The sequence below is a fragment of the Aestuariirhabdus haliotis genome (genome assembly GCF_023509475.1).
Classification (GTDB): Bacteria; Pseudomonadota; Gammaproteobacteria; order Pseudomonadales; family Aestuariirhabdaceae; genus Aestuariirhabdus; species Aestuariirhabdus haliotis.
Window position 1 is genome coordinate 58862 of record NZ_JAKSDZ010000011.1, and the last position, 26118, is coordinate 84979.

The 26118-nt window shown below is 52.7% G+C and carries 25 protein-coding genes and 1 other RNA gene; 13 read left to right on the plus strand and 13 right to left on the minus strand.

Annotated features, from left to right (window positions below; all coding sequences use genetic code 11):
* Positions 1-5 precede the first annotated feature (5 nt).
* Positions 6-593: a UPF0149 family protein gene (locus tag MIB40_RS09320; RefSeq protein ID WP_249693324.1), complete on the minus strand. Its 588-nt coding sequence runs from the start codon at positions 591-593 to the stop codon at positions 6-8.
* 138 nt (positions 594-731) lie between these two features.
* Here MIB40_RS09320 and MIB40_RS09325 point away from each other — a divergent pair, with 138 nt between their 5' ends.
* From MIB40_RS09325 to MIB40_RS09340, 4 genes are all read left to right on the plus strand, one after another.
* Positions 732-941, plus strand: coding sequence for a TIGR02449 family protein (locus tag MIB40_RS09325; protein ID WP_249693326.1), 210 nt, complete (start codon positions 732-734; stop codon positions 939-941).
* Positions 938-1264 (plus strand): cell division protein ZapA, encoded by a 327-nt coding sequence (locus tag MIB40_RS09330; RefSeq protein WP_249693328.1) that lies wholly within the window; start codon positions 938-940, stop codon positions 1262-1264. The genes MIB40_RS09325 and MIB40_RS09330 overlap by 4 nt, the downstream gene beginning before the upstream one ends.
* 90 nt (positions 1265-1354) lie before the next feature.
* Positions 1355-1534: non-coding RNA, 6S RNA (gene ssrS, locus MIB40_RS09335), on the plus strand.
* Between the two features lie 11 nt (positions 1535-1545).
* On the plus strand, positions 1546-2142 hold the full coding sequence (locus tag MIB40_RS09340; RefSeq protein ID WP_249693330.1) for a 5-formyltetrahydrofolate cyclo-ligase: 597 nt from the start codon (positions 1546-1548) through the stop codon (positions 2140-2142).
* Here MIB40_RS09340 and MIB40_RS09345 read toward each other — a convergent pair.
* From MIB40_RS09345 to ilvA, 3 genes are all read right to left on the minus strand, one after another.
* A complete protein-coding gene (locus MIB40_RS09345) occupies positions 2127-2285 on the minus strand; it encodes a hypothetical protein (protein ID WP_249693331.1) in 159 nt (52 codons plus the stop codon). The two genes, MIB40_RS09340 and MIB40_RS09345, sit on opposite strands and share 16 nt — an antisense overlap.
* Before the next feature lie 267 nt (positions 2286-2552).
* Positions 2553-3530, minus strand: coding sequence for a helix-turn-helix transcriptional regulator (locus tag MIB40_RS09350; protein WP_249693332.1), 978 nt, complete (start codon positions 3528-3530; stop codon positions 2553-2555).
* Positions 3531-3687: 157 nt separating this feature from the next.
* The gene (gene ilvA / locus MIB40_RS09355; protein ID WP_249693376.1) at positions 3688-5202 is read right to left on the minus strand and encodes a threonine ammonia-lyase, biosynthetic; all 1515 of its coding nucleotides are present in this window, start codon (positions 5200-5202) and stop codon (positions 3688-3690) included.
* 257 nt (positions 5203-5459) lie between these two features.
* Here ilvA and rpiA point away from each other — a divergent pair, with 257 nt between their 5' ends.
* The 3 genes from rpiA (at position 5460) to MIB40_RS09370 (ending at position 8668) form a co-directional block, all read left to right on the plus strand.
* Positions 5460-6131: a ribose-5-phosphate isomerase RpiA gene (gene rpiA, locus MIB40_RS09360; RefSeq protein ID WP_249693333.1), complete on the plus strand. Its 672-nt coding sequence runs from the start codon at positions 5460-5462 to the stop codon at positions 6129-6131.
* Between the two features lie 27 nt (positions 6132-6158).
* Positions 6159-7787: a tetratricopeptide repeat-containing response regulator gene (locus MIB40_RS09365; protein ID WP_249693334.1), complete on the plus strand. Its 1629-nt coding sequence runs from the start codon at positions 6159-6161 to the stop codon at positions 7785-7787.
* A 158-nt stretch (positions 7788-7945) separates the two neighbouring features.
* Positions 7946-8668, plus strand: a complete 723-nt coding sequence (locus MIB40_RS09370) for a sensor histidine kinase (protein WP_249693335.1) — start codon at positions 7946-7948, stop codon at positions 8666-8668.
* Positions 8669-8696: 28 nt separating this feature from the next.
* On the opposite strand, the gene MIB40_RS09375 is transcribed toward MIB40_RS09370, so the two are convergent.
* Together MIB40_RS09375 and MIB40_RS09380 are read right to left on the minus strand one after the other, a co-directional pair.
* Positions 8697-9734 (minus strand): GMP reductase, encoded by a 1038-nt coding sequence (locus MIB40_RS09375; protein ID WP_249693336.1) that lies wholly within the window; start codon positions 9732-9734, stop codon positions 8697-8699.
* Positions 9735-9990: 256 nt separating this feature from the next.
* A complete protein-coding gene (locus tag MIB40_RS09380; protein WP_249693337.1) occupies positions 9991-10905 on the minus strand; it encodes a diguanylate cyclase in 915 nt (304 codons plus the stop codon).
* Positions 10906-11053: 148 nt separating this feature from the next.
* Between MIB40_RS09380 and pdxH the strand changes: the two genes are divergently transcribed.
* Positions 11054-11692, plus strand: a complete 639-nt coding sequence (gene pdxH / locus MIB40_RS09385; protein WP_249693338.1) for a pyridoxamine 5'-phosphate oxidase — start codon at positions 11054-11056, stop codon at positions 11690-11692.
* Positions 11693-11725: 33 nt separating this feature from the next.
* On the opposite strand, the gene MIB40_RS09390 is transcribed toward pdxH, so the two are convergent.
* Complete coding sequence (locus MIB40_RS09390; protein ID WP_249693341.1) at positions 11726-12502, minus strand: hypothetical protein; 777 nt, start codon at positions 12500-12502, stop codon at positions 11726-11728.
* A gap of 142 nt (positions 12503-12644) precedes the next feature.
* Here MIB40_RS09390 and hisC point away from each other — a divergent pair, with 142 nt between their 5' ends.
* Positions 12645-13700, plus strand: coding sequence for a histidinol-phosphate transaminase (gene hisC / locus MIB40_RS09395; RefSeq protein WP_249693343.1), 1056 nt, complete (start codon positions 12645-12647; stop codon positions 13698-13700).
* A 67-nt stretch (positions 13701-13767) separates the two neighbouring features.
* Here hisC and MIB40_RS09400 read toward each other — a convergent pair whose 3' ends face one another.
* Entirely contained in the window at positions 13768-14211 is a 444-nt protein-coding gene (locus tag MIB40_RS09400; RefSeq protein WP_249693345.1) for a MarR family winged helix-turn-helix transcriptional regulator, read from the minus strand.
* Positions 14212-14462: 251 nt separating this feature from the next.
* Between MIB40_RS09400 and hppD the strand changes: the two genes are divergently transcribed.
* The 3 genes from hppD (at position 14463) to MIB40_RS09415 (ending at position 17239) form a co-directional block, all read left to right on the plus strand.
* Positions 14463-15575 carry a 4-hydroxyphenylpyruvate dioxygenase gene (gene hppD / locus MIB40_RS09405; RefSeq protein ID WP_249693346.1) on the plus strand — a complete coding sequence of 371 codons (1113 nt, stop codon included), beginning with the start codon at positions 14463-14465 and terminating at the stop codon, positions 15573-15575.
* Between the two features lie 10 nt (positions 15576-15585).
* The gene (locus MIB40_RS09410) at positions 15586-16146 is read left to right on the plus strand and encodes a VOC family protein (protein WP_249693351.1); all 561 of its coding nucleotides are present in this window, start codon (positions 15586-15588) and stop codon (positions 16144-16146) included.
* Between the two features lie 79 nt (positions 16147-16225).
* Positions 16226-17239: a fumarylacetoacetate hydrolase family protein gene (locus MIB40_RS09415; RefSeq protein ID WP_249693352.1), complete on the plus strand. Its 1014-nt coding sequence runs from the start codon at positions 16226-16228 to the stop codon at positions 17237-17239.
* 74 nt (positions 17240-17313) lie between these two features.
* Here MIB40_RS09415 and MIB40_RS09420 read toward each other — a convergent pair whose 3' ends face one another.
* Together MIB40_RS09420 and MIB40_RS09425 are read right to left on the minus strand one after the other, a co-directional pair.
* Positions 17314-17670 (minus strand): hypothetical protein, encoded by a 357-nt coding sequence (locus tag MIB40_RS09420; protein ID WP_249693353.1) that lies wholly within the window; start codon positions 17668-17670, stop codon positions 17314-17316.
* A 115-nt stretch (positions 17671-17785) separates the two neighbouring features.
* Positions 17786-19909 (minus strand): FAD-dependent oxidoreductase, encoded by a 2124-nt coding sequence (locus MIB40_RS09425; RefSeq protein WP_249693354.1) that lies wholly within the window; start codon positions 19907-19909, stop codon positions 17786-17788.
* A 237-nt stretch (positions 19910-20146) separates the two neighbouring features.
* Between MIB40_RS09425 and hemH the strand changes: the two genes are divergently transcribed.
* On the plus strand, positions 20147-21154 hold the full coding sequence (gene hemH, locus MIB40_RS09430) for a ferrochelatase (RefSeq protein WP_249693356.1): 1008 nt from the start codon (positions 20147-20149) through the stop codon (positions 21152-21154).
* Between the two features lie 57 nt (positions 21155-21211).
* Here the strand turns inward: hemH and MIB40_RS09435 are convergent, their stop codons facing one another.
* The 3 genes from MIB40_RS09435 to hemB form a co-directional block, all read right to left on the minus strand.
* Positions 21212-22366, minus strand: a complete 1155-nt coding sequence (locus tag MIB40_RS09435; protein ID WP_249693365.1) for an acyl-CoA dehydrogenase family protein — start codon at positions 22364-22366, stop codon at positions 21212-21214.
* A 265-nt stretch (positions 22367-22631) separates the two neighbouring features.
* Complete coding sequence (gene ppk1 / locus MIB40_RS09440) at positions 22632-24812, minus strand: polyphosphate kinase 1 (protein ID WP_249693367.1); 2181 nt, start codon at positions 24810-24812, stop codon at positions 22632-22634.
* 83 nt (positions 24813-24895) lie between these two features.
* Positions 24896-25909 (minus strand): porphobilinogen synthase, encoded by a 1014-nt coding sequence (gene hemB, locus MIB40_RS09445; protein WP_249693369.1) that lies wholly within the window; start codon positions 25907-25909, stop codon positions 24896-24898.
* Positions 25910-26118 lie beyond the last annotated feature (209 nt).

The following is a 26118-nucleotide window of genomic DNA, read 5'->3' on the forward strand; positions in this document are numbered from 1 at the left end:
CCCTGTTAATGCAAGGAGGTGCTTGGGGGCTTGATCACCGGCGCTTCGGGATTGCATTCCGAAAACACCACCAGGGCGCCCATTCGCACGTATTCAGAGACTTCCATCAGGCTGACTTCGTTCTCTTCCGACTCTTCCATATCCAGTTGGATCTGGGCTATCTCGGCGAAATCCTGGAGTACACCGACCACCTCTTCAGAGAGCGCGTCCGCCTTCGGGCTGGCCAGACCGAACCCACCAAGGAAGCCATGGCACCACTGCCCGAGGGCTTCGGCCCGAATCTCGATCTCGTCCTCTTCATCGGGCAATAGCAGGCGCAAGCCAAACTCACCGCCCAATAGTTGCTTCAGGGTTTGGTCGTAAAATGCCTGTAACATGGCTCGGGCCGCATCGGGTAATTCGCTCAGTTGCATCTGCTCAATAGCCAGGGCAATCCATTCGTTGGCGCTCAGTCGTTTTCCCGCCGCCAGCTGCCCGCACATAATGCCGTGCAGCTCGGCCGGGGCATTGCAGCTTTCCAGCTCAACGAAGAGGTTGCAGAGGTCATCAAAATCTACGGCATTATTCTGGCCGCTCAAAATTGGCTTTATCATCGAATTCAGGCTTTCCATCACGAATGTGCACAAGCTCTCAATGCTACCATTTCAACGCCCGACACTGTACCGATGATTGACCCCCTGCGGGCCGCTGCCCTATAGTATTCGATCAAATCAAGCGGCGAATGAAATCCGATGGACGACAGCCAGATCGACAATCTCTCCACCAAGGTGGATGAGCTAATCGCACTCTGCGATGAACTCAAACAGGAGAACAACCTGTTGCGCTCAAGCGAGCATGGCCTGCGTGAAGAGCGCGCCCTGCTCATCGAAAAGAACGAACTCGCCCGCACCAAGGTTGAGGCGATGATTACCCGCCTTAAGGCACTGGATACGGAACTATGAGTCAGGATCCCCCCAACACAGCCAGCGTCCAGATTCTCGACAAGGAGTATCGGGTCGCCTGTGCCGATGACGAGCGTAACGCACTGCTGAGCGCAGCCAACTACCTGGATACCAAGATGCGCGAGATACGCCGCAGCGGTAAAACCATCGGCCTGGAACGTATCGCCGTCATGGCCGCTCTTAACATTACCTACGAGCTGCTCAATGATACGACTGGAGACGGCACGAAAGCCGATTCGGATCCGGAGCGCAAAGAGCGCATCGAACAGATGATTAAAAAACTCGAGGTCGCACTGCAAAATACCCGTCAGCTGGAACTGTAAACCCGCTACTGTAGGGCGCTGCCCTTGACGATCAGGATTGTGTTTGAAAACAGTGGCCAGCGCCAATCCGCAACCGCTATAATGACCTCAAGCTCCCTGGTCTGTTTGCGAGCCACAACGTCCCTGAGCCGATAATTGATGCATCGGCGGCTCCTCGTTAATACTGGCGTGCAAGTCCACCTCGTAGTGGAAAGCCCAACGTATTACAGCAGTCTCCACCTTGAGCCAAGGGTTCAAGGGCCTCTATGGCCGCGGCAAACCGGGGAGTTTTTCCATTTCTTATGACCCAACTATCTCGCCCAGAACTGCGCCGCGAACTACGACAGCGTCGCAACGCCCTATCGGCACAGCAGCAACGTCAAGCCAGCGCCAGACTCTGCGCCCAACTGATCTCTCACCCTGTCTTTTTACGCAGCCAGCATATTGCTCTGTACCTGGCCAATGATGGCGAAATAGATCCCTCACCGGTGTTCCAGCAAGCCTGGCGAATGGGTAAACACTGTTATTTGCCGGTACTTAAACCCGGCTCTCATAACGAGCTCTGGTTTACCCCGTATCATCGGACAACCCACTTGGAAGCCAACTGTTACGGTATCGACGAGCCCGCCCAGCATCACGGCCAGCACCGACCCACCTGGAGCCTCGACTTGATCCTGATGCCGTTAGTGGGTTTCGATCCCGCCGGCAATCGGCTGGGCATGGGGGGAGGCTATTACGATCGTAGCCTCAGCTTCCTGCACCAGGAAAAACCGATACGCCGCCCTGCTTTGGTCGGACTGGCACACGAATGCCAGCGAGTTGACGCATTGCCTTGTGATAGCTGGGATATCCCACTGAGCAAAATCGTTACGGATACGCGCGTTTACCGGGCAGCCTGATCAGTATCCATAGCGGTAGACACCTGCTCGACGGCAGGAACTTCAGATACAGATTGAGCTACACCGGCAAAGCCTGTACTAAGCACACCCAGGCCAAAAATAAGCATTACTACCATTAAAAAATCGGGTTTTTTCTTCGTCATTTTTATACACCCTGCGATTGAGCCTTCACTGGCATCAGATCGCACCCCATCCCGAGGTACAACGTTTTGAGTAGAGTGGTAATCACAACGATAACCCCTTAAGAACAAGGCCAAACTGTACCCTTATTCCAGAAGAGAAGCTGTGACATTCTGCTCACTACTTACTCAAGCGCTCACCAGTAAAGCGAAAAAGTCTCAGCATTTCAATTATTATCGCGACAAGTTATGTGATAAGTCTCACATATTGCCCATCGACAGGTTGAAGTATCACACGCAATAGCGTTGGCGATACTCCTTGGGGGAATGGCCCGTCCAACGCTTGAAGGCGTGGTGAAAACCACTGACATCGGCGAAGCCCAGCTGGTCGGAGATAGAAGCCAGATTAAGGCGGTGGTCTTGGAGCATTCGTAACGAGTGGTGTTTCTTCACGCAATCACGCAACTGCACAAAGGTAATTTCATGACGCTTAAGGTGACGCTGAAGAGTACGGGGACTCATATTAAACTCGCCTGCCGCATCCTCAATTTTGAGCGGCACCTTGGACAGGTTGAGCTCGATAAAGTCGAGCGTGTCTCGAATCAGGGGATGATTGTCCCGCAGGCGCTTAATCGCCGGATCACCATTATGGTTGTTTCTTGCCGCCTGACCGGGCAAGGGACGAGCCAACTGCTCACTGGCGATAATCAGTTCGTTATAGGTACGAGAGAAACGCAACTCGGAAGCAAACGCCGATTGGGTGTCTGCGCCATAGACGGGGACGGTGTGACTGAACTCGACTGAAATCTCATCTCGCTCCAGTTCGCACAAACACAGAATAAAGCGGTACAGCGTCCTGAGCTTGAACTCCACCACTTCGGCATCGACCATTCGCGGCGCCAATAAAGCCAGTCGGCTACGATCTCCACGCTCTTGCAGACTGAAATCGAGTAACGGGTTATCTCCGCAGAACTCTTTCAAGATCGCATCACGCAGGCTATAAGCGCCCTCAACCTCGCCCCTCAAGTAGGGCTCACTGAGTTGATGCGCGAGTAACTTGCCATATTCAAGCATCAGGGGATAGCGGCCGCTGCGGGCTTTGAGGAAATTAAGCGCCTGGTTAAAGCTGATTTCATCAATAGACGCAAACTCAACCGGAAGCTCACCTCGCCTGAGGTCGTCAGGATGAAACAGTTCGGTTTGAGGCACACCTTGCTGCTGGGCAAGCTCTACTAAAGCAGATAAATAACTGGCAGGAACACGATTCATGCGACTATCTGTTCTCGTTGTTTTGTTATTGTTATTTTTATTCTTGATTAACCGTTAAAAATTTATCTTACAACCCCTTTAGAATCAACCATAGACCAAGCCCGGGGTCTTTGCACAGACCCCGGTCACAGACTGAACCGCCAGCTACACGGGGGCTCTAGCCCAAAAACAACTGGTAAGCCCGATTATCACTCTCTTCCCAATAGTGGTAGCCAATCAGATCCAGGAACTGCTCAACCTCATGCTTGTCAGCCGGAGGTACCTGCATGCCGATCAACACCCGACCGTAGGCGGCACCATGGTTACGGTAATGGAACATCGAGATATTCCAGCGCTCACCGAGCTTGTTGAGAAAATTAAGCAAGGCTCCTGGCCGCTCCGGAAATTCGAAGCGGTACACGATCTCATTGTTACCCTCGGGTGCATGACCGCCTCCCATATGGCGCACATGCAGTTTGGCAATCTCATTTTCTGTCAGGTCTTCGACCGGGTATCCGGCGTTATCCAGCAGCGCTACCAGGTCTTCCCGGGTATCGGTATCAGGCTTGGTCTGCACACCGACAAAGATGCGCGCCTGTTCTGAGTCGTGATAGCGGTAGTTAAACTCGGTGATGGCTCGCTTGCCAAGGGTATGACAAAACTTGCGGAAACTGCCCGGATGTTCCGGAATGGTGACCGCAATGATCGCCTCGCGCTTTTCCCCCAATTCGGCTCGCTCGGAGATGTAGCGCAATCGGTCAAAGTTTACGTTAGCACCACTATCGATCGCTATCAGGGTTTGCCCCCGAACAGCTTCCCGCTCGACATAGCGTTTAATGCCCGCCACCCCAAGTGCACCCGCTGGCTCGGCGATTGAGCGCGTGTCGTCGTAGATATCCTTCACGGCAGCACAGATTTCATCAGCGTTGACCGTGATCACCTCATCGACGACCTCTTTACACACCCGGTAGGTTTCTTTGCCGATCTGGGCCACAGCCACGCCATCGGCAAAAATCCCGACCTGAGAAAGTGTCACGCGACGCTTCTTCTCCAGTGCGGCTTTCAAGCAAGCCGACTCCTCATACTCAACCCCGATAATCTTGATTTCAGGTCGCAGGTATTTGATATAAGCACCAATGCCGGCAATCAAGCCACCGCCACCCACCGGCACAAAGATAGCGTCGATAGGATCACTGTATTGACGCAAAATCTCCATCGCCACAGTTCCCTGACCAGCGATGGTATCGACATCATCGTAAGGATGGATATACACATAGCCCTTCTCCTCGACCAGTCTTTGCGAGTAAGCCAGCGCTTCATCGAAGGCATCGCCATGCAAAATAACCCGAGCGCCACGCGCCTTGACCGCCTGCACCTTGATATCCGGGGTTGTCTTGGGCATGACAATAATCGACTTGATACCCAAGCGCTTGGCCGCCAGTGCCAAGCCCTGGGCATGATTGCCAGCCGAGGCCGCGATCACTCCTCGGGCCCGCTCTTCGGCACTCAACTGGGAAACCTTGTTGTAAGCTCCGCGAATTTTAAAAGAGAACACCGGTTGCAGGTCCTCGCGCTTCAACAGCACATTATTTTGCAAACGCTCGGACAGGAAAGGCGCCTCATGAATCGGTGTCTCTACGGCGACATCGTACACACGGGCTTCGAGAATCTTCTTGATATATTTCTGGGGCATCGAGTCAACTTCAGAATCGGGTAAAATCCGCTCCATTCTAGGGCACCCCCGAACAATTGCAATGGCGCCCAGTCTTACTCACCGGGGCCGATAAAATGTCCCATAGCAATAAGCCGTTTATCGGTAGACGTACCCTGCTATTTCATCGCTATACTGGTAAAACGGCATCAGTACGATAAGGACACCACGGTTTTTCAGACAGGGCTGCAGAGGTATACTTGGCCCCTCGATTTTTCCTCTTCAACACAGGTACTTCCATGAATCAGGACGAGCTCAAACAAGCCGTAGCCAACGCAGCCCTCGAGGCCATCCGCCCCAAGCTGGAACGAGAATCCATTATCGGCATTGGTACCGGCTCGACGGCCAACTGCTTTATCGATGCCCTGGCTGACGTCAAACAGCTTTTTGACGGGGCGGTAGCCAGTTCAGAGGCCAGCGCTGAGCGCCTCAAGTCCCACGGCATTCCCGTCTACGACCTGAATAGCGTCAACAGTATCCAGTTCTATATTGATGGTGCCGATGAAAGCAACGACCGCCTCGAGCTGATCAAGGGAGGCGGTGGCGCGCTGACCCGGGAAAAAATAGTTGCAGCAGTGGCCGAAGAATTCATTTGTATCGCCGATGAAAGCAAGCTGGTTCCGGTTTTGGGTAGCTTTCCATTGCCGGTGGAAGTGATTCCCATGTCGCGCAGCTACGTTGCCCGAGAGCTGGTTAAACTTGGCGGCGATCCTGTCTATCGCGACGGTTTTGTGACCGACAACGGTAACCTGATTCTTGATGTACATAATCTACAGATCACTGTGGCCACGACACTGGAGGAGCAGATCAACAACCTCACCGGGGTAGTCACCAATGGCCTGTTCGCTGTACGCCCGGCTGATTTGCTGTTGCTGGGCACACAAGACGGGGTGAAGGAATACCGAAACTAATCCTGAATCGAGACCTATTATCGCACTATGGTCACCTACGACACCAAACGCTTGCTGATCGTCGATGACTTCGAAAATTTTCGACTGTCATTGAAGCGAATGCTTAACAGCATTGGCATTCACGATATCGATATCGTCAGCAATGGGCGAGATGCGGTCCGGTTATGCAGGGAAAAAACCTACGATGCCATCCTTTGCGATTACAATCTGGGGCAGGGTAAAAACGGTCAGCAGGTTCTGGAAGAACTGCAACATCTGGATATCCTGACCCGCAAAACCTTATTTATCATGATCAGCGCCGAAACCAATCGCGAGATGGTACTGGGTGCTCTGGAATACAGCCCAGACGGTTATATTTCCAAGCCATTCACTCAGGCTCTGCTCCACAAACGGCTGGAATCCTTTTTCTCCAAACAAGATGAACTGGCCCCCATCCTCAGCGCCCTGGACCAACACAACGATCAGCAAGCCCTGCAACTGTGCCAGCAAAAAGCGAATCAACCCGGCCGCTATCGCAGCTGGTGCCTGCAGCAACTGGCCGAACTGCAAATCAAAACCGGTGACTACCCGGGGGCTAAACTGACTTGCGATGAGTTGCTCAAGGGGCGACAACAGGACCTGCCTCGGCTATTGCTCGCACAGGTCGCTATGCATGAGAAGCGCTTTGAAGATGCCATTACCCTACTGGAAGAGCTGCTGATAAAAAGCCCTCATCTGGCACGCGCTTGTGATCTGATGGCGGAATGTCACCGCGCATTAATGGCCCCCAGGGCTGCACAAAAGGCACTTGAGCGTGCCATTTCGATCTCCCCCCATTACCTGGAACGCCAACAATCGCTTGCCAATCTCAGCCAGAAAAATGAAGATCTCGATACTGCTACCGAGGCGTGGCGGTCAACCGTCAGACTGAGCCAGCATTCCTGCCTTGAAGCGCCGGACCACTATCTCAACCTGGCCCGCTGCCTTGGAGAAAGTGCCGGCGGCAATTCCGAATCTGGTAGTCGCCTGGCCAGAGAAGCCATGCAAATGGTCGATCGGGCACGACAGCGTTTTGGTGACAGTCCGCAGATACAGATGGAGAGCGCTATCGTAGAAGCGCAGGTACACATCAACCAGAACAACACCGAGGACGCCGACAAAGCCTTGCAAGAAGCTGGAGAATTACTCGAACAACTGCCTTCCGATAGGCGCGAATCACTGCAACTGGAGCTGGGTAAGACCTTGTTGCAAGCTGGTAGCAATGAGCGAGGCGAACAGCTTCTCAACGAATTAGTCGTCGACAACAATAATAGTGAGCTAACCTCACTTGTTAATGAGATCCTGGATGAGCCCGTTAGCAACATCCAAAGAAAGCGCGCGGCGGAGCTTAACAAAAAAGGCATCGAAGCCTTTAAGGCTGACAGTTTCGATGAGGCTATCGACTACTTCCTCGACGCTCAAACCCTGTCGGGACGACATCCCGGTATCAATCTGAACCTGATACAGTCCATTTTAAAAAAAGCTCGCCTCGATGGATTTCGGAAGGAATACGAAAAGCAATGCCAAACCGCCTTACAACGCATTGCACACCTTACCGCCAACCATCATCAGTGGGAGCGCTACCAGCATCTGAAGCAACAGGTAGATAAACAGTTTCCGGAAAAAACAGACCGATAGCTCTATAGGTCACGACTATCATCGAGCAAGTTATTAATGATTAGTTTCGAGGTCGCCAATACCGATTTAAAACGCCGTTGTGGCAACACAGAGAACAACAAATAGCCAGATTATATCGACGACAATTCCATCGCTTACATTATCAAGCAGGATAGAATATGAACTCAGGCTCTGACCCAAAGATCGACTTTGCCACCGTATTGGCCTCGTCTGTTCATGATATGAAAAACTCATTGGGCTTGTTACTCAACTCGGTAGATAGCCTGTGCTCGGCTCATCCGCCTAACAGCCCCGATGATTATGCCCGTTACTCACAACTGAACTACGAAGCCTCCCGAGTCAATAACAACCTGATTCAACTGCTCAGCATCTATCGCCTGCAGCAAGATATGTTACCGCTGTCCGTGGAGGAGAGTTACGTCAGCGATCTGTTACAAGAGCAGTTGGCACTCAACGAACCCCTGTTACAAGCCAGACAGATCGTACCCGAACTCGATTGCGATCCGGAACTGATCGGTTTTTTTGACCAACAACTGATTGCTGGCACGATTAATAACGTCATCCTTAACAGCATTCGTTATACCCGTGATCGTTTGCACATCAGGGCCTTCCAACAGAATGATTACCTGGTTATTGAGGTCGCCGATAACGGCAGCGGCTACCCCGAACAGATGTGCGTTCAGGGCCAAACACTACAGGGTATGGAAGGAATTAGCTCAAATCAGGGGGTGGTTAATTTTGGCAGTGGCAGCACCCAGCTGGGGCTATACTTTTCAACCGAAATCGCCCGCCTTCATCAGCAAAACGGGCGATCCGGTTATATCGACCTCACCAATGGTGAGCCTTTGGGAGGCGGCGTTTTCAGGCTGCATCTACCCTGATACCGCTCTATATTCGGCGGCCAACGGCCTAGGAGAACGCCTGATTTTCCTGCTCCATCACCCGAATAAAGGTGGTGCGCTTGGATAACTCTTTCAACGATCCAGCACCAACGTAGGTACAGGCTGAACGTACGCCACCCAGAACATCGCGTACCGTCTCCACCACCGGTCCCCGGTAGGGCACTTCCACGGTTTTTCCTTCGGAAGCTCGATATTCAGCAACGCCTCCAGCATGCTTGTCCATGGCGGTTTCGGAACTCATGCCATAGAACAGCTTGAAGCGCTTGCCGTCACGATCCACCAGCTCTCCGCCACTTTCATCATGGCCGGCAAACATGCCGCCAATCATCACCATATCCGCCCCGCCACCAAATGCCTTGGCAACATCTCCAGCGCAGGCACAGCCGCCATCGGAGATAATCAAACCTCCGAGGCCATGGGCGGCATCCGCACATTCCATCACCGCCGATAACTGAGGATAACCGACACCGGTCTTGACTCGGGTCGTACAGACCGATCCCGGCCCAATACCCACTTTAACAATGTCGGCGCCCGAAAGAATCAGCTCTTCCACCATCTCTCCGGTAACCACATTACCCGCCACGATCACCTTATCAGGGAACGCCTCACGCACTTTGCGCAGATAGGACACAAAAGCCTCGGAATAGCCGTTGGCCACATCGATACAGATAAAGCGAAGCTGGGGGTGCTGTTTCAGTATCGCCTGCAAGCGACTGAAATCATCGCTTGAAGTACCGGTACTGACCATAATGTGCTGATAGATGGACTCGTCCTGAACGCTCAGGAATTCCTGCCATAACTCCAGACTGTAATGCTTGTGAACGGCGGTCACCATGCCGTGATTGGCCAGGGTGCTGGCCATGGCAAAGGTGCCTACGGTGTCCATATTGGCGGCCACCACGGGAACCCCGCTCCAACTGCTACCACTGTGTACAAAGGTGTAAGTTCTATCCAGTGCAACTTGGGACCGGCTTTTAAGAGTCGATCGCTTGGGCCTGATCAGGACGTCTTTGAAACCCAGTTTTATATCGGTTTCTATGCGCATAATCACTCCACAATAAAGGGTTGTATCCAGATTTGCGTACAAGCGAAGAGCAAGAAAAAGGGGTCACCGAATGGCACCCCGAAGCTTATACCCGCCGATTCTGTGATATTGATCGGCGAATGTAAAGCTCCCTATCTAGCACCGGAAAAACCCACCACCGGCAATTTCGGCGGTTAATAACGAATAGCTACAACCCGACCTTTTAATATGCAGACAAACAGCCCTCTGGACTAGCCAAAATGAGCTTTACAGCGCTCTAGCCAACATACACCTGCACAGAATTCCGGCCTGCCTCTTTTGCTTTGTAAAGCGCTGAATCAGCGGCGTCAATCAGTTGACTGGCTTCCATATCGATATCCGGCACCATAGCGGCAACCCCTTCACTGATCGTGACCCTGTCGGCCACAGAAGAATGGGCATGAGGAATATTCAAATCCGCTACGGCATCACAAAGTAACTGCGCCAATACGGTCGCATCGTGTCGGTCAGTTTCGGGCAAAACGGCCACAAACTCTTCGCCACCATAACGCGCAAGCAAGTCACCCGAACGCTGAATATTTTCCAGCAAACACTCGGCAACCCTTTGCAAACAGCGATCTCCAGCCATATGACCATAGTGGTCGTTGTAAGCCTTGAAGCAGTCAACATCGATCATCAGAAGCGCCAGCGAGCTTTGGTTTCGACACGCCCTGCGTAGCTCATTCTGAATGCATTCATCCAGCTTGCGACGGTTATAAACCCCCGTCAGGCTGTCGTGCACGGTCAGATCCGTCAGCATATCCCGCTGGCGTTTCAACTGCAGATGGGTTCGCACCCGTGCAACCAATACCGGTACCGAAAAGGGTTTAACGATGTAATCAACGGCTCCCAGGGAAAGGCCATAAGCCTCCTGCTTTTCCTGACTCTCGGAAGTGATGAGAATAATTGGGATGTGAGAGGTTTTCTCATTGTCAGACAACTGCCGACAGAGTTCGTAACCATCGATATCCGGCACGCTGACATCGAGCAGAATAAGATCCGGCAGTGCATCCAGTTCCGCCCTTTCGAGGGCATCCTTGCCACTGGTTGCCACATCGATACTGAACTCTCGGCTCAGTATCTGACCGAGGATGCGAATATTCATCTCCTCATCCTCGATAATCAGTACCGACTGCTTGTCCTTATCGTTCATTTCCCATACCTCTGGTCGATTATCCCATCAGTATAGATCAGCCCTCGAACAAGGGCGGGCAAAACCGCAAAATCCCACCCTGCCAGACTAGCCATAACCCATTGCGGGCTGGATAATGCCTGATTGATACAGTCGTGGAGGCTTTAAGGTGGACATCCAACAATTGAGGCGTGAGTACCTGCACGGTGGCCTGAACCGTAAGGATCTGCACCAGGATCCCATTTCACAATTTGAGATCTGGCTACAACAAGCCATCGACGGCAAACTGCCAGACCCTACGGCCATGAGCCTGGCCACCGTCTCCAAAGAGGGTTATCCATCGCAGCGTATTGTGCTGTTAAAGCAGCTCGATCACCGGGGCTTTGTTTTTTTCACCAATTTGGGTAGCGCCAAGGCACAGCAGATTGAGGATAACCACCGGGTCAGCTTACATTTCCCCTGGCTGGAGCTGGATCGCCAGGTAATCGTCAGTGGCTACGCTTCCCGGCTCAGCAATCGAGAAGTGCTCAGCTATTTCCTCAGCCGTCCGAAAGAGAGCCAACTGGCCGCCTGGGCATCGCGGCAAAGCCACCCCATCTCCTCACGCCAGCTACTGGAGCAGAAGTTTGCTGAGATAAAACACAAATTCACCCATGGAGAGGTTCCCTTGCCCTCTTTCTGGGGTGGCTTTCGCGTTGCACCTCGGACAATTGAGTTCTGGCAGGGAGGCGCTCATCGATTGCATGACCGCTTTCTCTATACCCGACAAGAAGATGATCTATGGGATATTGAACGACTGGCACCCTAAAACCGCTGCGAGTCATTATCACTACCCGCAAAATTAGCGAGGAGCTTGCAAGGGCAACCGAATACGTTGCGGGAAGTTGAGTTGCTGTAAATCCTTACCCCAGTATTGAGCAATCAGCTTTGTGATAAGCCCGGATTCCTGGGCTTTGCGTATCGCGTCTTCGATCAGCAAGCGATACTCGGGTCTGGCAAACTCTCCCTCTTTGCTGAGGTAAAAAATATAGTCTCTCTCATATTCCAAGACCAACCGTTGCTCTATCGCTAATCCGGGATACTGTATGGCATCACTTATTATTTCGTGCGTACCTCTTGGAAAGTAAGCGTACTCTCTGCGATTTTTCAGGATGCGATAGATAGCGTTCCAGTTGCCCGAATGCTCTTTCACAGGAAGCCGATTAAGCCGCCAAATATCAACATCGAACCAATCCGTACCCATTCCAGCGACTAATTCAAGATCGCGAAAATCCTGCAAAGAATTCACTCGATCAAACAAGGCTTGCTGCCCGGGTTTAATCAGCAAAATACGCTGGCCAGCCACGCCCTGCGTCAAACCACCGGGTATGGCCAGGAAGCGGCTATCACGGCGCTCGGTTCTCAGCATCCAGAAAGCGGTAATCTCTCCCCGCGCCAACATCAATCGAGCCCGATTCTGGGGCACCGACACGTACTGAACAGACACCTTGTGCCCCTGGTGCTCCAATGCCTCACGCATCACATCATGAAAGAAGTGATGCGAGTCCTGAGCATCGACAATAATCGGCAAGCGCAATGTAAGATCACCCCCATAGCTGGCTGACGCCATCAGCATCATGAGTAATCCCGAAAGAAAAGCCTGTGTTCGCCTCATTCCGTCCACGCTTGCAGTTAGTGCCCTAATCTAGCCTATATCACTGTCCGCAGACTCGCCAGATAGCTATAATGAGCAGCCGATTCAACCTTCACGAGCATTGATAATGAGCCGACTCTGGAGCCGCAAGGTTCACGCCCTGACTCCCTACGTACCGGGCGAGCAGCCCCAGGACCAGCAGTATATAAAGCTGAACACCAACGAGAGTCCCTACGGCCCTTCCCCCAAGGCTGTAGAGGCAATGCAAAAGGCTTGCAACAATGACCTGCGGTTATACCCAGATCCTCAGTGCCGCCAGCTAAAACAAGGCATTGCCGACTATTATCAGCTCGATAGTAACCAGGTATTTGTAGGCAATGGCTCAGATGAGGTGCTGGCATTCACCTTTCAGGGTTTCTTTCAAAAAGACCTGCCTCTGCTGTTTCCCGATATCAGTTACAGCTTTTATCCGGTCTATTGTGAGCTGTATGACATCAAAACCCAGCCCCAGCCACTGGATGAAAACTTCGCAATCCGCTTACCAGATTATCCCACAAAGAACGGCGGTATTATCTTCCCCAACCCCAATGCACCAACGGGTCGCTGCCTGCCATTAAGTGAAATCGAGGATCTGTTGCGACGTAACCGCGAGTCGGTCGTGGTTATCGATGAGGCCTATATCGATTTTGGTGGCGAAAGTGCAGCGACACTGGTACCCCGTTATGACAACCTGCTGGTAATTCAGACCCTGTCCAAGTCTCGCGCACTGGCGGGTATTCGAGTCGGTTTTGCGCTAGGTCATCCAGATCTTATCGACGGGCTTGAACGTATCAAAAATTCGTTCAACTCCTACCCTCTCGACCGCCCAGCTCTCGCCGGGGCAGCAGCGTCTATTGAAGATCATGAACATTTCATCAGAAGCTGCGAAAAAGTTATCACCACTCGAGAATGGACAACCGCAGAGCTGAACAAGCTGGGATTCAAAGTGGTGCCCTCAAAAGCCAATTTTGTGCTTGCCAGCCATCCAGAACATGACGCTGGCGATCTCTATACAGCATTAAAACAGGCCGGTTTTCTCGTGCGCTACTTCAACAAACCTCGTATTGGTAATCACCTGCGTATCACGATCGGTACCGATGACGAAATGAAGCAATTTATCGAACAGTTGATCGGACTGATATAACCCGTCAGCCATAATAATCTGACTCAGAAGCTCATCAATCACTCACCACCTGGGGTTCGTAACTCCGCTAAAAGTCGAGTTCCAGGTGGTCCAGTTTTTCCAACAATGTGCGCAGCAATTCGCGTTCATGATCGCTGAGCTGAGAGACAATTTTCTCTTCATAGGCCTGCGCAATCGGCACTATTTTTTGATAAAGTTTTTGCCCCTTCGCAGACAAACTGAGTTGTGAACGTCGTTTGTCATCGACCGCAAAACTTCTTATCAACAGCTTCGAAGCCAACAATTTGGTCACCGCACGAGACGTTGCCACCTTATCCATAGCCGTCAATTCGGCCACCTGAGCTGCCGAGAGATCCGGTTGCTCTCCCAATACCGCAATAATGCGCCACTCCGGCCGGGTTATCTGGAACTGCTGCTCGTAATGATCTGCCAGAGAGCGGCTGATACGGTTCGCCAGCACGTAGAGGCGATAGGGCAAAAAGTTGTTCAGTTGTAAGGGTGACTGGTTCATTGCAGGGTTCCCGGGATGCGGCTCCATTGAGAAAACTCTAACTAACTGCGCCAGATTTTAGACGCGCTTGATAATAGTTTCATTTGCAACTATTATCCTGAAGCAGTCAGTTCGATGGCTTTCCTGTCGCTATATTTGGCGAAAAAACGATTATAAGCCGTCTACTTATAACAACCATAACTATTTATTGAGCCGTTGCCCACGCAACGCGCGATTAAAAAAACAATAAAATTTCCTAGCCGGGAGCGCATATGGCCGATCTATTTGATAACCCAATGGGATTAGAAGGTTTTGAATTTGTTGAATTTTCAGCACCTGAAAAAGGCTTACTGGAAGAAATTTTCGATAAACTGGGTTTTCTCAAAGTAGCCAATCATCGCTCAAAAGATGTCACCCTGTGGCGACAAGGCGACATCAACTTCATCATTAACTATGAACCCAAATCTCCAGCGGCTTACTTCGCTGAAGAACACGGTCCCTGTGCATCCGGCATGGCATTTCGTGTTCGTAACTCCCACCAGGCTTATGAACGAGCGCTGGAACTGGGCGCTCAACCCATGGTTATGGAAACCGGCCCCATGGAACTCAATCTACCCGCCATCAAAGGTATTGGCGGCGCGCCCCTCTATCTGATCGACCGCTATCAGGGCCAAAACACCATTTACGATATTGATTTTGAATGGATCGAAGGCGTTGATCGCTCCCCCGAGGGTTGCGGTTTTAATGTCATTGATCACCTGACCCATAATGTTTATCGTGGCCGCATGGATTACTGGGCTAAGTTTTACGAATCCATTTTCAATTTCAAAGAGATTCGCTACTTCGATATTAAAGGTGAATATACCGGACTGATCTCTCGCGCCATGAGCGCACCGGACGGGTTGATTCGTATCCCGCTGAACGAAGAGTCCGGCGGCGGCACCGGTCAAATCGAAGAATACCTGATGGCTTATAACGGCGAAGGCATCCAGCATATTGCGTTTTCCTGCGATGACCTTTATGCCTGCTGGGACAAGCTGAAAGCCCGTGGTGTACCCTTTATGACAGCTCCGCCCGATACCTATTACGCCATGCTCGAAGAACGCTTGCCCGGCCATAATGAGCCGGTAGACAAGCTAAAATCCCGGGGTATTCTGCTTGATGGCAACACAGAAGATGGCAATCCACGTTTGCTGCTACAGATATTTTCCGACACCCAAATCGGCCCCATCTTTTTTGAATTCATACAACGCAAACAGGATGAGGGATTCGGTGAAGGAAATTTCAAAGCCTTGTTTGAATCTATAGAACGCGATCAGATTTCCCGAGGGGTTATTGGGGCTTCCGAGACCAACCAGAAGCCGATACAAACCGAAACCAAATAGAGGGCGCAGCATGACATCACTGGCACTTAAGGGCATTCATCACGTCGCCTATCGCTGCATCGATGCCAAACAGACGGTAGATTTTTATCAGCAGCATCTGGATATGGATTTCATGCTGGCGATTGCCGAAAATGAGGTTCCTTCAACCAAGGCTGCCGATCCCTATATGCATGTATTCCTGGATGCGGGTAACGATAATGTGCTGGCTTTTTTTGAGTTACCTAACGCCAAAACGATGGGCAAAGATCAAAACACACCCGCCTGGGTGCAACACATCGCCTTTAAAGTCGACAGCCTGGAAACCTTGCTAGCGGCTAAAAGGCGTCTGGTAGATGCAGGCATCGATGTGTTGGGCCCTACCGAACACACGATCTTTAAATCGATCTATTTTTTCGATCCCAATGGTCATCGCATCGAGCTGGCAGCCAATACGCAGCAACCTGGCATGCTCGAAGAATTGAAACGTGTTGCCCCTGCCATGCTCGAAGAGTGGTCTAGAACCAAACAAGCTCCGCGCCACGCCGACTGGCTGCACGGTAAGGGAGAATTCAACACCGCTTCCGAGCAGTAGCGAATCAGTATCTATTGCACTATGGCCATGGTCATCCAAACCCGGCCCGATTGACAATTTACAGAGTGAGAAGAGACAGATGAAACTGGCATCGTTGAAAGAGGGTCGTGACGGCGCCCTGGTAGTTGTTTCCCGAGACCTTCAGTTTATGGTCAGTGCCCGCGATATAGCACCCACCTTGCAAGCGGCACTGGATACCTGGGATGTGACAAAGGCTCAGCTTCAGCAACGTTATGAGCAACTAAACCAGGGCAACATAAATAATCACCAACCCTTCGACCAATCCCTTTGCGCCTCCCCCTTACCAAGGGCTTTCCATTGGGCGGATGGTTCCGCTTACGTCAATCATGTTGAACTGGTGCGTAAGGCCCGCGGCGCAGAGATACCGGAATCCTTCTGGACCGATCCGTTGATGTATCAGGGCGGATCCGATACCTTTCTTGGGCCCCGCGACGATATCCAGATGCCACAGTCCGAAGGCTTTGGTATCGACTTTGAAGCAGAAATTGCCATCATTACCGACGATGTTCCCATGGCCTGTTCCTCGCAGCAGGCCGGTGAGCATATCAAACTGCTAATGCTGGTGAACGACGTCTCGTTACGGGGCCTGATTCCCGGCGAACTGGCCAAGGGCTTCGGCTTTTATCAGTCTAAACCTTCCAGCGCTTTCAGCCCGGTCTGCGTCACCCCGGATGAGCTCGATAACCACTGGCACAATCACAAGCTACACCTCCCCCTGTGCTCCTGGCTCAACGGCAAAGCCTTTGGCAAACCCAACGCCGGCGTCGATATGACCTTTGATTTTTCCCAGCTGATCGCACATGCAGCACGCACCCGTCCCCTGTGCGCAGGTACCATTATTGGTTCGGGTACGGTATCCAACAAACAGGATGATGGTCCCGGCAAGCCCATCGAAAAAGGTGGGCTGGGTTACAGCTGCATCGCCGAGTTGCGAATGATTGAGACCATCCAAAGTGGATCCCCTTCAACCGCCTTTATGAGTTTTGGCGACCGCATTTCAATCGAAATGTATGATGAACAAGGCGATTCTATCTTTGGTCAAATCGAGCAAACCATTACAAAGCTAACCTAAGGCAACTCTGATTAATTCCGGCAACTATGATTGTTTATAGCAACCCCCTCAAGGATCGTTAGGGGTTGTTATAGCTATTCCCACTCAATAGCAAAAGACTCACGCTTGGCCTCTATTTCCGGCCAGATAATCAAACTATTGTCATGGGTGTAATACACACCCACAAAACTTGATGATTCAAACTGCGTGCGCCCAAAAGAGCCGGGGGATTTCACAAAGTACACCAGAACTTCATCCCGCGGACCTCGATACTGCGCAAACAGCTTTCTCATTAATGCCGAGGCTTCAGGCTCGGTTATCCCGGTCAGATCATCGCACAGCACATAGAGGGTATAACCCGCCTCATACCCCGTCGCCAGCTTATCGCAACCCTGATACGAATAGGCGTCCATAGCCAGAAACATCATCACTACAGCTAAAAGTCTGCTCATCTATAGGCCTCCGCCACGTCTTCAAGCGATCCATCACATATTATCGAGCGCTTAATCCACGCGATAACCTTGTCAGATTAGCCTAAAGCTACAGCAGCGGGAAGGCAGCGTAAACTCAACCTCCCCGCAGACGTCGGTGATATTTCTCGACCCAGGCTAGCAAACGCTGGGGCGCGTGGGCCCGCTTCCATTCCCCGGCGACAAACTTGTTACTCTCGGACAGGGTGGGATAGATATGGATGGTTCCAAGAATTTTATTCAGTCCCAGCTTGTGCTTCATAGCGCCGACGTACTCGGTAATCAGCTCGGCAGCATGATAACCAACGATGGTTACTCCCAGAATACGGTCGCGCCCCGGCACCGTCAGCACCTTGATAAAGCCGTGGGCTTCTTCGTCGGCAATGGCCCGGTCGAGGTCGGAGATATCGTAACGAGTCACTTCGTATTCGATCCCCTTCTCATCGGCTTCCTGCTCATTCAAGCCGACACGAGCCACTTCAGGGTCGGTAAAGGTCGCCCAGGGGATAACGGAATAATCCACTTTGAATTTTTTCCAGCGACCAAAGAGTGCATTAACCGTTGCGTACCAGGCCTGATGACTGGCGGTATGGGTAAACTGGTAGGGGCCGGCCACATCACCGCAGGCAAAAATGTTCGGGTAACTGGTTTGCAAGTACTCATTAACCTCCAGGGTACCCTGGGGCGTCGTGCCTATATCCAGACGATCCAGGCCAAAGCCTTCCGTATTGGCTTTACGGCCTACCGCCATCAACAACTGATCAAACTCGATGCGTACCTGCTCCCCCTGGTGTTCTGCCATCAGCCATTTACAATCACCATCGCTTTCGAACAGCACCGGTTTATGATCGACTCGAATATCGATACCCTCGGCGGCAAACCGTTCGGCAACCGCCTCGGACACATCCCGGTCTTCCCGCGGCATGATACGTGGTGCCATATCAAGCTGAACCACCTGACTTCCGAGTCGCGAAAACGCTTGCGCCAATTCACAGCCGATCGGGCCACCACCAATCACCAACAAGCGAGCAGGCTGCTGGCGCAGCTCCCAGACATTATCGGAGGTCAGATAACCCACCTGATCGAGGCCGGGAATAGGTGGCACAAAGGGCCGAGCGCCGGTAGCGATAACTATATTGCGCGTGGTAATCGTCTCGCCATTCACCTCGACTTGCCAAGGCGTTTTGATCTCGGCACTGCCGGTCACGCAATCAACCCCAAGACCGGTAAAACGCTCAATGGAATCGTGGGGTTCGATGGTGCTGATCACCCGCTGCACACGCTCCATCACAGCGGGGAAATCCACCTCAACTTCAGGCACCTTTAGGCCATAATGGGACGCTTGCTCGGCATAATGTTTGACCCGAGCACTACGAATCAGAGCCTTGCTGGGCACACAACCGGTGTTGAGACAATCCCCCCCCATGCGATGTTTTTCCACCAGCGACACCTTGGCTTTCACGGCCGCTGCGATATAGGAAGAAACTAACCCCGCTGAACCGGCACCGATCACCACCATATTAGTATCGAATTTATCCGGCATGGGATAATTCTGGTACAGCTTGCGCTGTCGAACCCGTGCCAGGGCGAAGCGCGCGCACCAGGGAAACAGAGCCAGCAGCAGAAAAGAAACGATCAGCCCAGGAGTCAGGATTCCCTGCAAACTGAACTCTTGCACCTGGCCCAATTGTGCTCCGGCATTCACATACACCAAAGTGCCAGCCAGCATACCCAGTTGGCTAACCCAGAAGAAACGCCAGACCTTCATCGGGGTTAAGCCCATCACCAGGTTGATAACAAAGAAAGGAATGGCCGGGATCAGGCGCATGGTAAAGAGATAGAAGGCACCCTCACGTTCGATGCCCTGATTGATACTTTCCAGATAGGAACCAAAGCGCTTTTGAACCCAGTCTCGTAACAATGTACGAGAGATCAGAAATGCCAGTGTGGCACCAATGGTACTGGCGAACGAAACCAGCACAACCCCGGTCCAGAGGCCAAACACGGCGCCACCCACCACCGTCATAATCGCTGCGCCCGGCAAAGAAAATGCCGTGACGGCAACGTAGACCAGGAAATAGATCAACTGGGTCTTGCCGGGATTCTCCCGGTAAAGCTCGGAAAACAGATCAAGGGTCAAATACTGACGCAGATCCAACACAAAGAACAACACCATAGCCAGGGCAACCACCCCCAGCAATATCCACTTCGATCGACTCATTGAACGCTCACTTTTCCTTAATGCGGCTTGTCATCATCATAATCTGTCACTGCTAGGAATAGAAAGCGGCACCGTAACAATTGTTTCACCAGACATTCGAGAACCCGGAAATCCACGCTTTCCGACCAGACTAAACACCTAAACATCGATGATGGGTGCGTCGTGATAGCGGGCAGGATACACTAGGCAACCTCATTTTACTGTCGCCCCGCGACTATCAGGATTGCATCGATTGATATGAGTCATTCAGCCCCCAAAACCGCCCTGCTCATGTTAAACCTTGGCTCACCGGATGAACTCTCAACCGCCGCATTGCGCCGCTATCTAAGAGAATTTCTGTCTGACCGCAGGGTTATAGAAGCGCCCCGCTGGATCTGGTGGTGCGTACTGAATGGCGTCATACTGCCCTTTCGACCGCGCAAACTGATGCATGCTTACGGCAGCATCTGGACCGAGCAAGGTTCACCGATTCGAGCCATTAGCCTGCAACAGAAAGCCGCTCTGCAAACCCTATTGGATTCCCGCCTGGGTGAACAACAGGTACGGGTGGAGCTGGCGATGACCTACGGTAACCCTTCAATTGCGAATGCGTTGGCTGAGCTCAAACAAGAGGGTTACGAACGCATTCTGGTTATGCCGCTGTTTCCCCAGTACAGCGCCACCACCACGGCTGCCTGCTTCGATGCCATCGCCCGAGCCCTGAGCTGCGAACGCAATATACCGGAGCTGCGGTTTATTCGTCAGTACCATGAGAAACCCGGCTATATAGAAGCCCTGGCCAATTCCGTGAAACAACACTGGCAGCAACAGGGACGCCAGGGGCATCTGATGTTTTCCTTTCACGGACTGCCTTTGAGTTACGTTAAGAAAGGCGACCCCTACCCTCTGCAATGTGAAGCCACCGCCACCGCCGTCGCCAGCGCCTTGCAGCTGAACGACAGCCAATGGTCTCTGACCTACCAATCGCGCGTCGGCGTAGCTCCCTGGCTGCAACCCTACACCGATGAAACGCTGATCGAGTGGGGTAAGGAAGGTCGGAGCGGCGTGGATGTGATCTGCCCCGGCTTCAGTGCCGACTGCCTGGAAACCCTGGAAGAGGTTGCCATAACCAATGAGGAGATTTTTGTCGACGCCGGCGGCAGCGACTATCAATACATTCCTGCATTAAACGCCAGTCCAGCCCATATAGAACTGCTGGCGGATCTCGCCGAACAGCATCTCGGGGGCTGGCTCGAAGCGAACTGACCACGCCCCCAGTCTGCGGCAATCAAGTAGCATCTGTTGCGGCAAAATCAGATTGAGTTACAGGCCCCGCATCAGCTCTCGGGCTATGATAATACGCTGCACTTCGCTTGTGCCTTCATAAATGCTGGTGATACGCACATCCCGGGCATTGCGCTCCAGCGGGTACTCCTTGATATAGCCGTAACCGCCCAGCAACTGCAGTGCCGTGTAACAGGCTTTATTCGCCGCTTCAGAAGCAAACAGCTTGGCCATTGACGCCTGACTGCCGAAGGCCTCGCCTCGCTCCTTGGTGCAGGCAGCATTCATCAACAATAGACGGGCGGCCTCCAGCTCCGTGTAAGTGTCGGCCAGCATCCACTGCAAACCCTGAAAGTTAATCAACGACTGACCAAACTGCTGGCGCTCGGCGATATAGGCTCGGGCATAGTCGATAGCGGCCAAACCTACTCCCAGAGCCAACGAACCGATGCCGATGCGCCCTCCCGCGAGCTCACCCGCGGCGATGCGAAAGCCCTGGTTTTCTTGCCCCATCAGGGCCTCCGCTGGAACCCGACAGTTTTCGAACCGAACTTCGTTGGTGGCCGAGGCCTTTTGGCCCATTTTCTCTTCCCGCTTGCCGATGATCAGCCCCGGCGTACCCGCCTCAACCAGAAAACAGGAGATCCCCTTACCCTTGGCCGCCGCCGGGTCGGTTACCGCCCAGACGACGAAAACACCCGCATATTCGGCGCTGGTAATAAATATCTTGCCACCATCCAGCACATAGCTATCGCCATCGCGAACGGCGCGGGTTTTCATGGCGGCCGGATCGGAACCCGCTGCCGGTTCCGTCAAACAAAAGGCACCCGCAGCGTATTCACCACTGCAAAGCTTCGGCAGGTAACGTTGCTTCTGGGTTTGTGAGCCAACCGCCTGGATCACTTCTGCCACCATATTGGTGACCGAGGTGGTAACGGCCGTGGACGCGCAGCCCTTGGCGATCTCGGTGATCGCCAGACTAAAGGCCACACTGCCCGCTTCGGTACCACCGTATTGGGCATCGATATTGATACCCATAAAACCCAGCTCGGCGAGCTTGCGCAACTGTTGCTGCAATAGCTCGGCGTCACTGGTTTGGTCCAGCTGGGCAGCGACTGGCATCAGTTCGGTTTCGGCAAACTGGCGCGCAGTATCGCGAATCAGGGATTGTTCTTCGGTCAGGGAAAGATCCAAGGCGGGCTCCTTATTATCTATTATGCTATTTCGAGGCTATGGTTCCTGGGCCTCAGGGGCTGATGGCGCATGGGCAATGGTATGATTGGGGCCGAAGCCCACAGGCTCATTTGGGCATGCATGCACAATCAGCGGCTCTTGGTGGGGGAAGTTTCCGTAAACGTAAACTTATGATCACCAATGTGCCCCATGACGTCGCGCAATGCAAGAGAGCCACCACCCCAAACAAGGGGGCGGTGGCCAGAGTACCCAGCCTTGATCCAGCTTAGGTCAATTTTTCCAGCAACAGAATTTGCGAATCCTTGCGCTGCTGGTTGGCCCTCGGGTGGTTTTGGCGATAGCTGCCATCACTCTGCAACTGCCAACTCATGCAGTTGTCTTGCAGGTAGGTATCCAGCTCTTTCTTGACCCGAGCAGCCAGCTTGGGATGCTCAATCGGGAAGCAGGTTTCAACCCGATGATCCAGGTTACGCACCATCCAGTCAGCGCTGGAACCGTAGACACGCGCTTCGCCATTGTTAGCAAAGTAGAAAGTGCGAGTGTGCTCGAGGAAACGACCCACTATTGAGCGCACGCGAATATTGTCGGATAAACCGGGGACTCCCGGGCGCAAGCAGCAAATGCCCCGTACAATCAGATCCACCCTGACACCCGCCTGTGATGCTTTATACAACGCCTTGATCACCTTGGATTCGGTCAGCGAGTTGCACTTGACAATAATATGGCCCTTGGCACCGGCTTCAACGTGCTGGATTTCTTGCTGAATATGATCGAGCAGCCCTTTCTTCAGGGTGAAGGGCGCATGCAACAGCTTCTTCACCCGAACCGCTTTACCCATGCCGGTCAACTGCTGGAAGATCTTTGCCACATCGTTGGTGAGATCCTTGTCTCGCGTTATCAAGCTGTAATCGGTGTACAACCTCGCATTGCCGGCATGGTAGTTACCGGTACCCAGATGCGCATAACGAACAATTTTGCCCTCTTCGCGGCGTACAACCATCATCAGCTTGGCGTGAGTCTTATAGCCCACCACGCCATACACCACGATGGCACCGGCTTCTTGCAGACGACGGGCCAAGGTCAGGTTTTCCTCCTCATCGAAACGCGCTCGTAGCTCGATCACCACGATCACTTCCTTACCGCTTCGAGCCGCATCGACCAGTGCGTCGACAATCTCAGACTTGGCACCGGTACGGTACAGAGTTTGTTTAATGGCCAGTACCTGCGGGTCCTTGGCGGCCTGACGCAACAGATCCACCACCGGGGTAAACGACTGGAACGGATGCAGCAGCAAAATATCGCTGGCGGTAATGGCCTCGAACAGGTTCTCCTTGGGCATCAAGCCTTTGGGGAAACTGGGCGTAAAGGGCTGGTACTGCAGATCCGGATGATTGGGCAAATTACACAGGTCCATCAAGCGCGACAGGTTCACCGGCCCGTTCACCTCATACAGCTCGTCTTCGGTGAGGTTAAATTCTTTCAACAAGAAATGCGCCAGCTCCGGCGTACAGTTATCGGCCACCTCCAGGCGCACCGCGCTGCCCCAACGACGGGACTGCAATTCACCTTGCAAGGCGGTCGCCAGGTCCTCCACCTCGTCGTCCAGAATCAGGTCGCTGTTGCGGGTCAGGCGGAACTGATAACAGCCCTTGATGGTCATGCCCGGGAACAGGTCTTCGGCATGCTGGTGAATCATCGCCGACAATAGCGTGAAGCAGGTGCCACCATCGCTGAGCTCAGGCGGGAAGGCGATAACACGGGGCAGTGAGCGGGGAGCAGGAATAATGGCCATACCGGTTTCCCGACCAAAGGCATCCTGACCTTCCAGCGAGACAATAAAGTTCAGGTTCTTGTTGGCCAAGCGCGGGAAGGGGTGCGCCGGGTCGAGGCCGATCGGGCTGATCACCGGCATCACTTCCGAATAGAAGTATTCATTCACCCACTTGGCCTGGGCCTCGGTCCACTCGCTACGACGCAAAATATGAATGTCATGTTCCTTCAATGCCGGAAGCAGTTGATTCTGGAACATGTCGTATTGTCGGGCCACACTCTCATGGGTAATACGGCAGATCTCTTTTAGCAACTGCTGGGGCTGCATACCGTCCAACCCCACTTGCTCACGGGAGAAGTCAATCTGTTGCTTGAGACCCGCAACACGGATCTCGAAGAACTCATCCATATTGCTGCTGAAAATCAGCAGATAGCGAAGTCGCTCCAGCAAGGGGTGATCTTCATTGGCCGCCTGTTCCAGCACCCTTAGATTAAACTGAAGGTTACTCAGTTCTCGATTTATATAATAATCTGGATTGCTGTAATCGGTCAGTTTCTCAACCAGAGCCTCGACCTCGACTGAAGCCGCCTTCGTTTCCTTTTCGATAGCTTTCTCCGACGTTTTATCGACCTTTTTCTCCGTCTCCTGACGGCTAATAATTTCGTTCTGATTCATAGGGCTCCCTCCATAAATTAAAACCTGCCGCAGTGGATTACGCGCGTCCTGACACTACCCTCGATCACTAGCCGCATTAGCGGCTAGCTGTCCTGTAACAAACGGGCGGCATCCATTGCAAAATAGGTCAAAATGCCATCGGCACCGGCACGTTTGAAGGCCAGCAGGGCTTCCAGCATTACGCTGTTTTCATCCAGCCAACCATTGGCAAACGCCGCCTTGTGCATGGCGTATTCTCCGCTGACCTGATACACAAAGGTCGGCACTTTTAATTCATCTTTTACCCGGCGCACGATGTCCAGATAGGGCATGCCCGGTTTCACCATCACCATGTCCGCACCCTCGGCCAGATCCAGCGCAACCTCGTGCAGGGCTTCATCACTGTTAGCCGGATCCATCTGGTAACTGAACTTATTACCCTTACCCAGGTTGCCGGCCGAACCTACGGCATCACGGAACGGTCCATAATAGGCCGAGGCGTATTTGGCCGAGTACGCCATAATACGGGTATTGCAGTGCCCTTCTGCTTCCAATAACTGGCGAATCGCGCCGACTCTACCGTCCATCATATCTGACGGCGCAACGATGTCGGCGCCGGCCTGGGCGTGTGACAAGGCTTGGCGCACCAGAACATCAATGGTTTCCTGATTCAGGACATAACCGCTGTTGTCGATGATGCCATCCTGACCGTGGGTCGTGAACGGATCCAAAGCGACGTCGGTCATTATGCCCAGCTCAGGGTGACGATCCTTCAGGGCCTTGACCGCTCGCTGGGCCAAGCCATCCGGGTTAAAGGCCTCATGGGCATCGAGACTCTTGGCATCTGCCGGGGTCACCGGGAACAACGCAACGGCGGGAATGCCCAAGGCCACCATCTCGTCCGATTGCTTCAGCAGCAGATCGATACTCAAACGCTCAACCCCCGGCATCGAAGGTACCGCTTCGCGCTGATTCTGCCCTTCCAGTACAAATACCGGATAAATCAGGTCATCGCAGGTTAGGCGGTTTTCCCGCATCAATCGACGAGAGAACTCATCAAAACGCATTCGGCGTGGACGGGTTGACGGGTACTGACGCTGAGAATCGGAAAAAGCCACTAAATGCTCCCTAACTATTAATGTAGTACATGCAGTTCCCTTTAATCATAACCCATTGCTAGAGGGCTTCAATGCGCTGCATCAAGCTAAGGCACTTCTGATTAATTCGGATAGCTCTGCAGATCCTAAAATGGTTTTTATCAAGGCGAAGCTCGCCGTTCATGTCGAGACCTGAACAAGGGCTTCAACACCGAGAAAAACCATTTTAG

What these genes read in the sequence shown, in the direction of transcription:
- MIB40_RS09320 (WP_249693324.1), bottom strand. Translation starts at nt 593, where the DNA reads ATGATAAAGCCAATTTTGAGCGGCCAGAATAATGCCGTAGATTTTGAT.
- MIB40_RS09325 (WP_249693326.1), top strand. Translation starts at nt 732, where the DNA reads ATGGACGACAGCCAGATCGACAATCTCTCCACCAAGGTGGATGAGCTA.
- MIB40_RS09330 (WP_249693328.1), top strand. Translation starts at nt 938, where the DNA reads ATGAGTCAGGATCCCCCCAACACAGCCAGCGTCCAGATTCTCGACAAG.
- MIB40_RS09340 (WP_249693330.1), top strand. Translation starts at nt 1,546, where the DNA reads ATGACCCAACTATCTCGCCCAGAACTGCGCCGCGAACTACGACAGCGT.
- MIB40_RS09345 (WP_249693331.1), bottom strand. Translation starts at nt 2,285, where the DNA reads ATGACGAAGAAAAAACCCGATTTTTTAATGGTAGTAATGCTTATTTTT.
- MIB40_RS09350 (WP_249693332.1), bottom strand. Translation starts at nt 3,530, where the DNA reads ATGAATCGTGTTCCTGCCAGTTATTTATCTGCTTTAGTAGAGCTTGCC.
- ilvA (WP_249693376.1), bottom strand. Translation starts at nt 5,202, where the DNA reads ATGCCCCAGAAATATATCAAGAAGATTCTCGAAGCCCGTGTGTACGAT.
- rpiA (WP_249693333.1), top strand. Translation starts at nt 5,460, where the DNA reads ATGAATCAGGACGAGCTCAAACAAGCCGTAGCCAACGCAGCCCTCGAG.
- MIB40_RS09365 (WP_249693334.1), top strand. Translation starts at nt 6,159, where the DNA reads ATGGTCACCTACGACACCAAACGCTTGCTGATCGTCGATGACTTCGAA.
- MIB40_RS09370 (WP_249693335.1), top strand. Translation starts at nt 7,946, where the DNA reads ATGAACTCAGGCTCTGACCCAAAGATCGACTTTGCCACCGTATTGGCC.
- MIB40_RS09375 (WP_249693336.1), bottom strand. Translation starts at nt 9,734, where the DNA reads ATGCGCATAGAAACCGATATAAAACTGGGTTTCAAAGACGTCCTGATC.
- MIB40_RS09380 (WP_249693337.1), bottom strand. Translation starts at nt 10,905, where the DNA reads ATGAACGATAAGGACAAGCAGTCGGTACTGATTATCGAGGATGAGGAG.
- MIB40_RS09390 (WP_249693341.1), bottom strand. Translation starts at nt 12,502, where the DNA reads ATGATGCTGATGGCGTCAGCCAGCTATGGGGGTGATCTTACATTGCGC.
- hisC (WP_249693343.1), top strand. Translation starts at nt 12,645, where the DNA reads ATGAGCCGACTCTGGAGCCGCAAGGTTCACGCCCTGACTCCCTACGTA.
- MIB40_RS09400 (WP_249693345.1), bottom strand. Translation starts at nt 14,211, where the DNA reads ATGAACCAGTCACCCTTACAACTGAACAACTTTTTGCCCTATCGCCTC.
- hppD (WP_249693346.1), top strand. Translation starts at nt 14,463, where the DNA reads ATGGCCGATCTATTTGATAACCCAATGGGATTAGAAGGTTTTGAATTT.
- MIB40_RS09410 (WP_249693351.1), top strand. Translation starts at nt 15,586, where the DNA reads ATGACATCACTGGCACTTAAGGGCATTCATCACGTCGCCTATCGCTGC.
- MIB40_RS09415 (WP_249693352.1), top strand. Translation starts at nt 16,226, where the DNA reads ATGAAACTGGCATCGTTGAAAGAGGGTCGTGACGGCGCCCTGGTAGTT.
- MIB40_RS09420 (WP_249693353.1), bottom strand. Translation starts at nt 17,670, where the DNA reads ATGAGCAGACTTTTAGCTGTAGTGATGATGTTTCTGGCTATGGACGCC.
- MIB40_RS09425 (WP_249693354.1), bottom strand. Translation starts at nt 19,909, where the DNA reads ATGAGTCGATCGAAGTGGATATTGCTGGGGGTGGTTGCCCTGGCTATG.
- hemH (WP_249693356.1), top strand. Translation starts at nt 20,147, where the DNA reads ATGAGTCATTCAGCCCCCAAAACCGCCCTGCTCATGTTAAACCTTGGC.
- ppk1 (WP_249693367.1), bottom strand. Translation starts at nt 24,812, where the DNA reads ATGAATCAGAACGAAATTATTAGCCGTCAGGAGACGGAGAAAAAGGTC.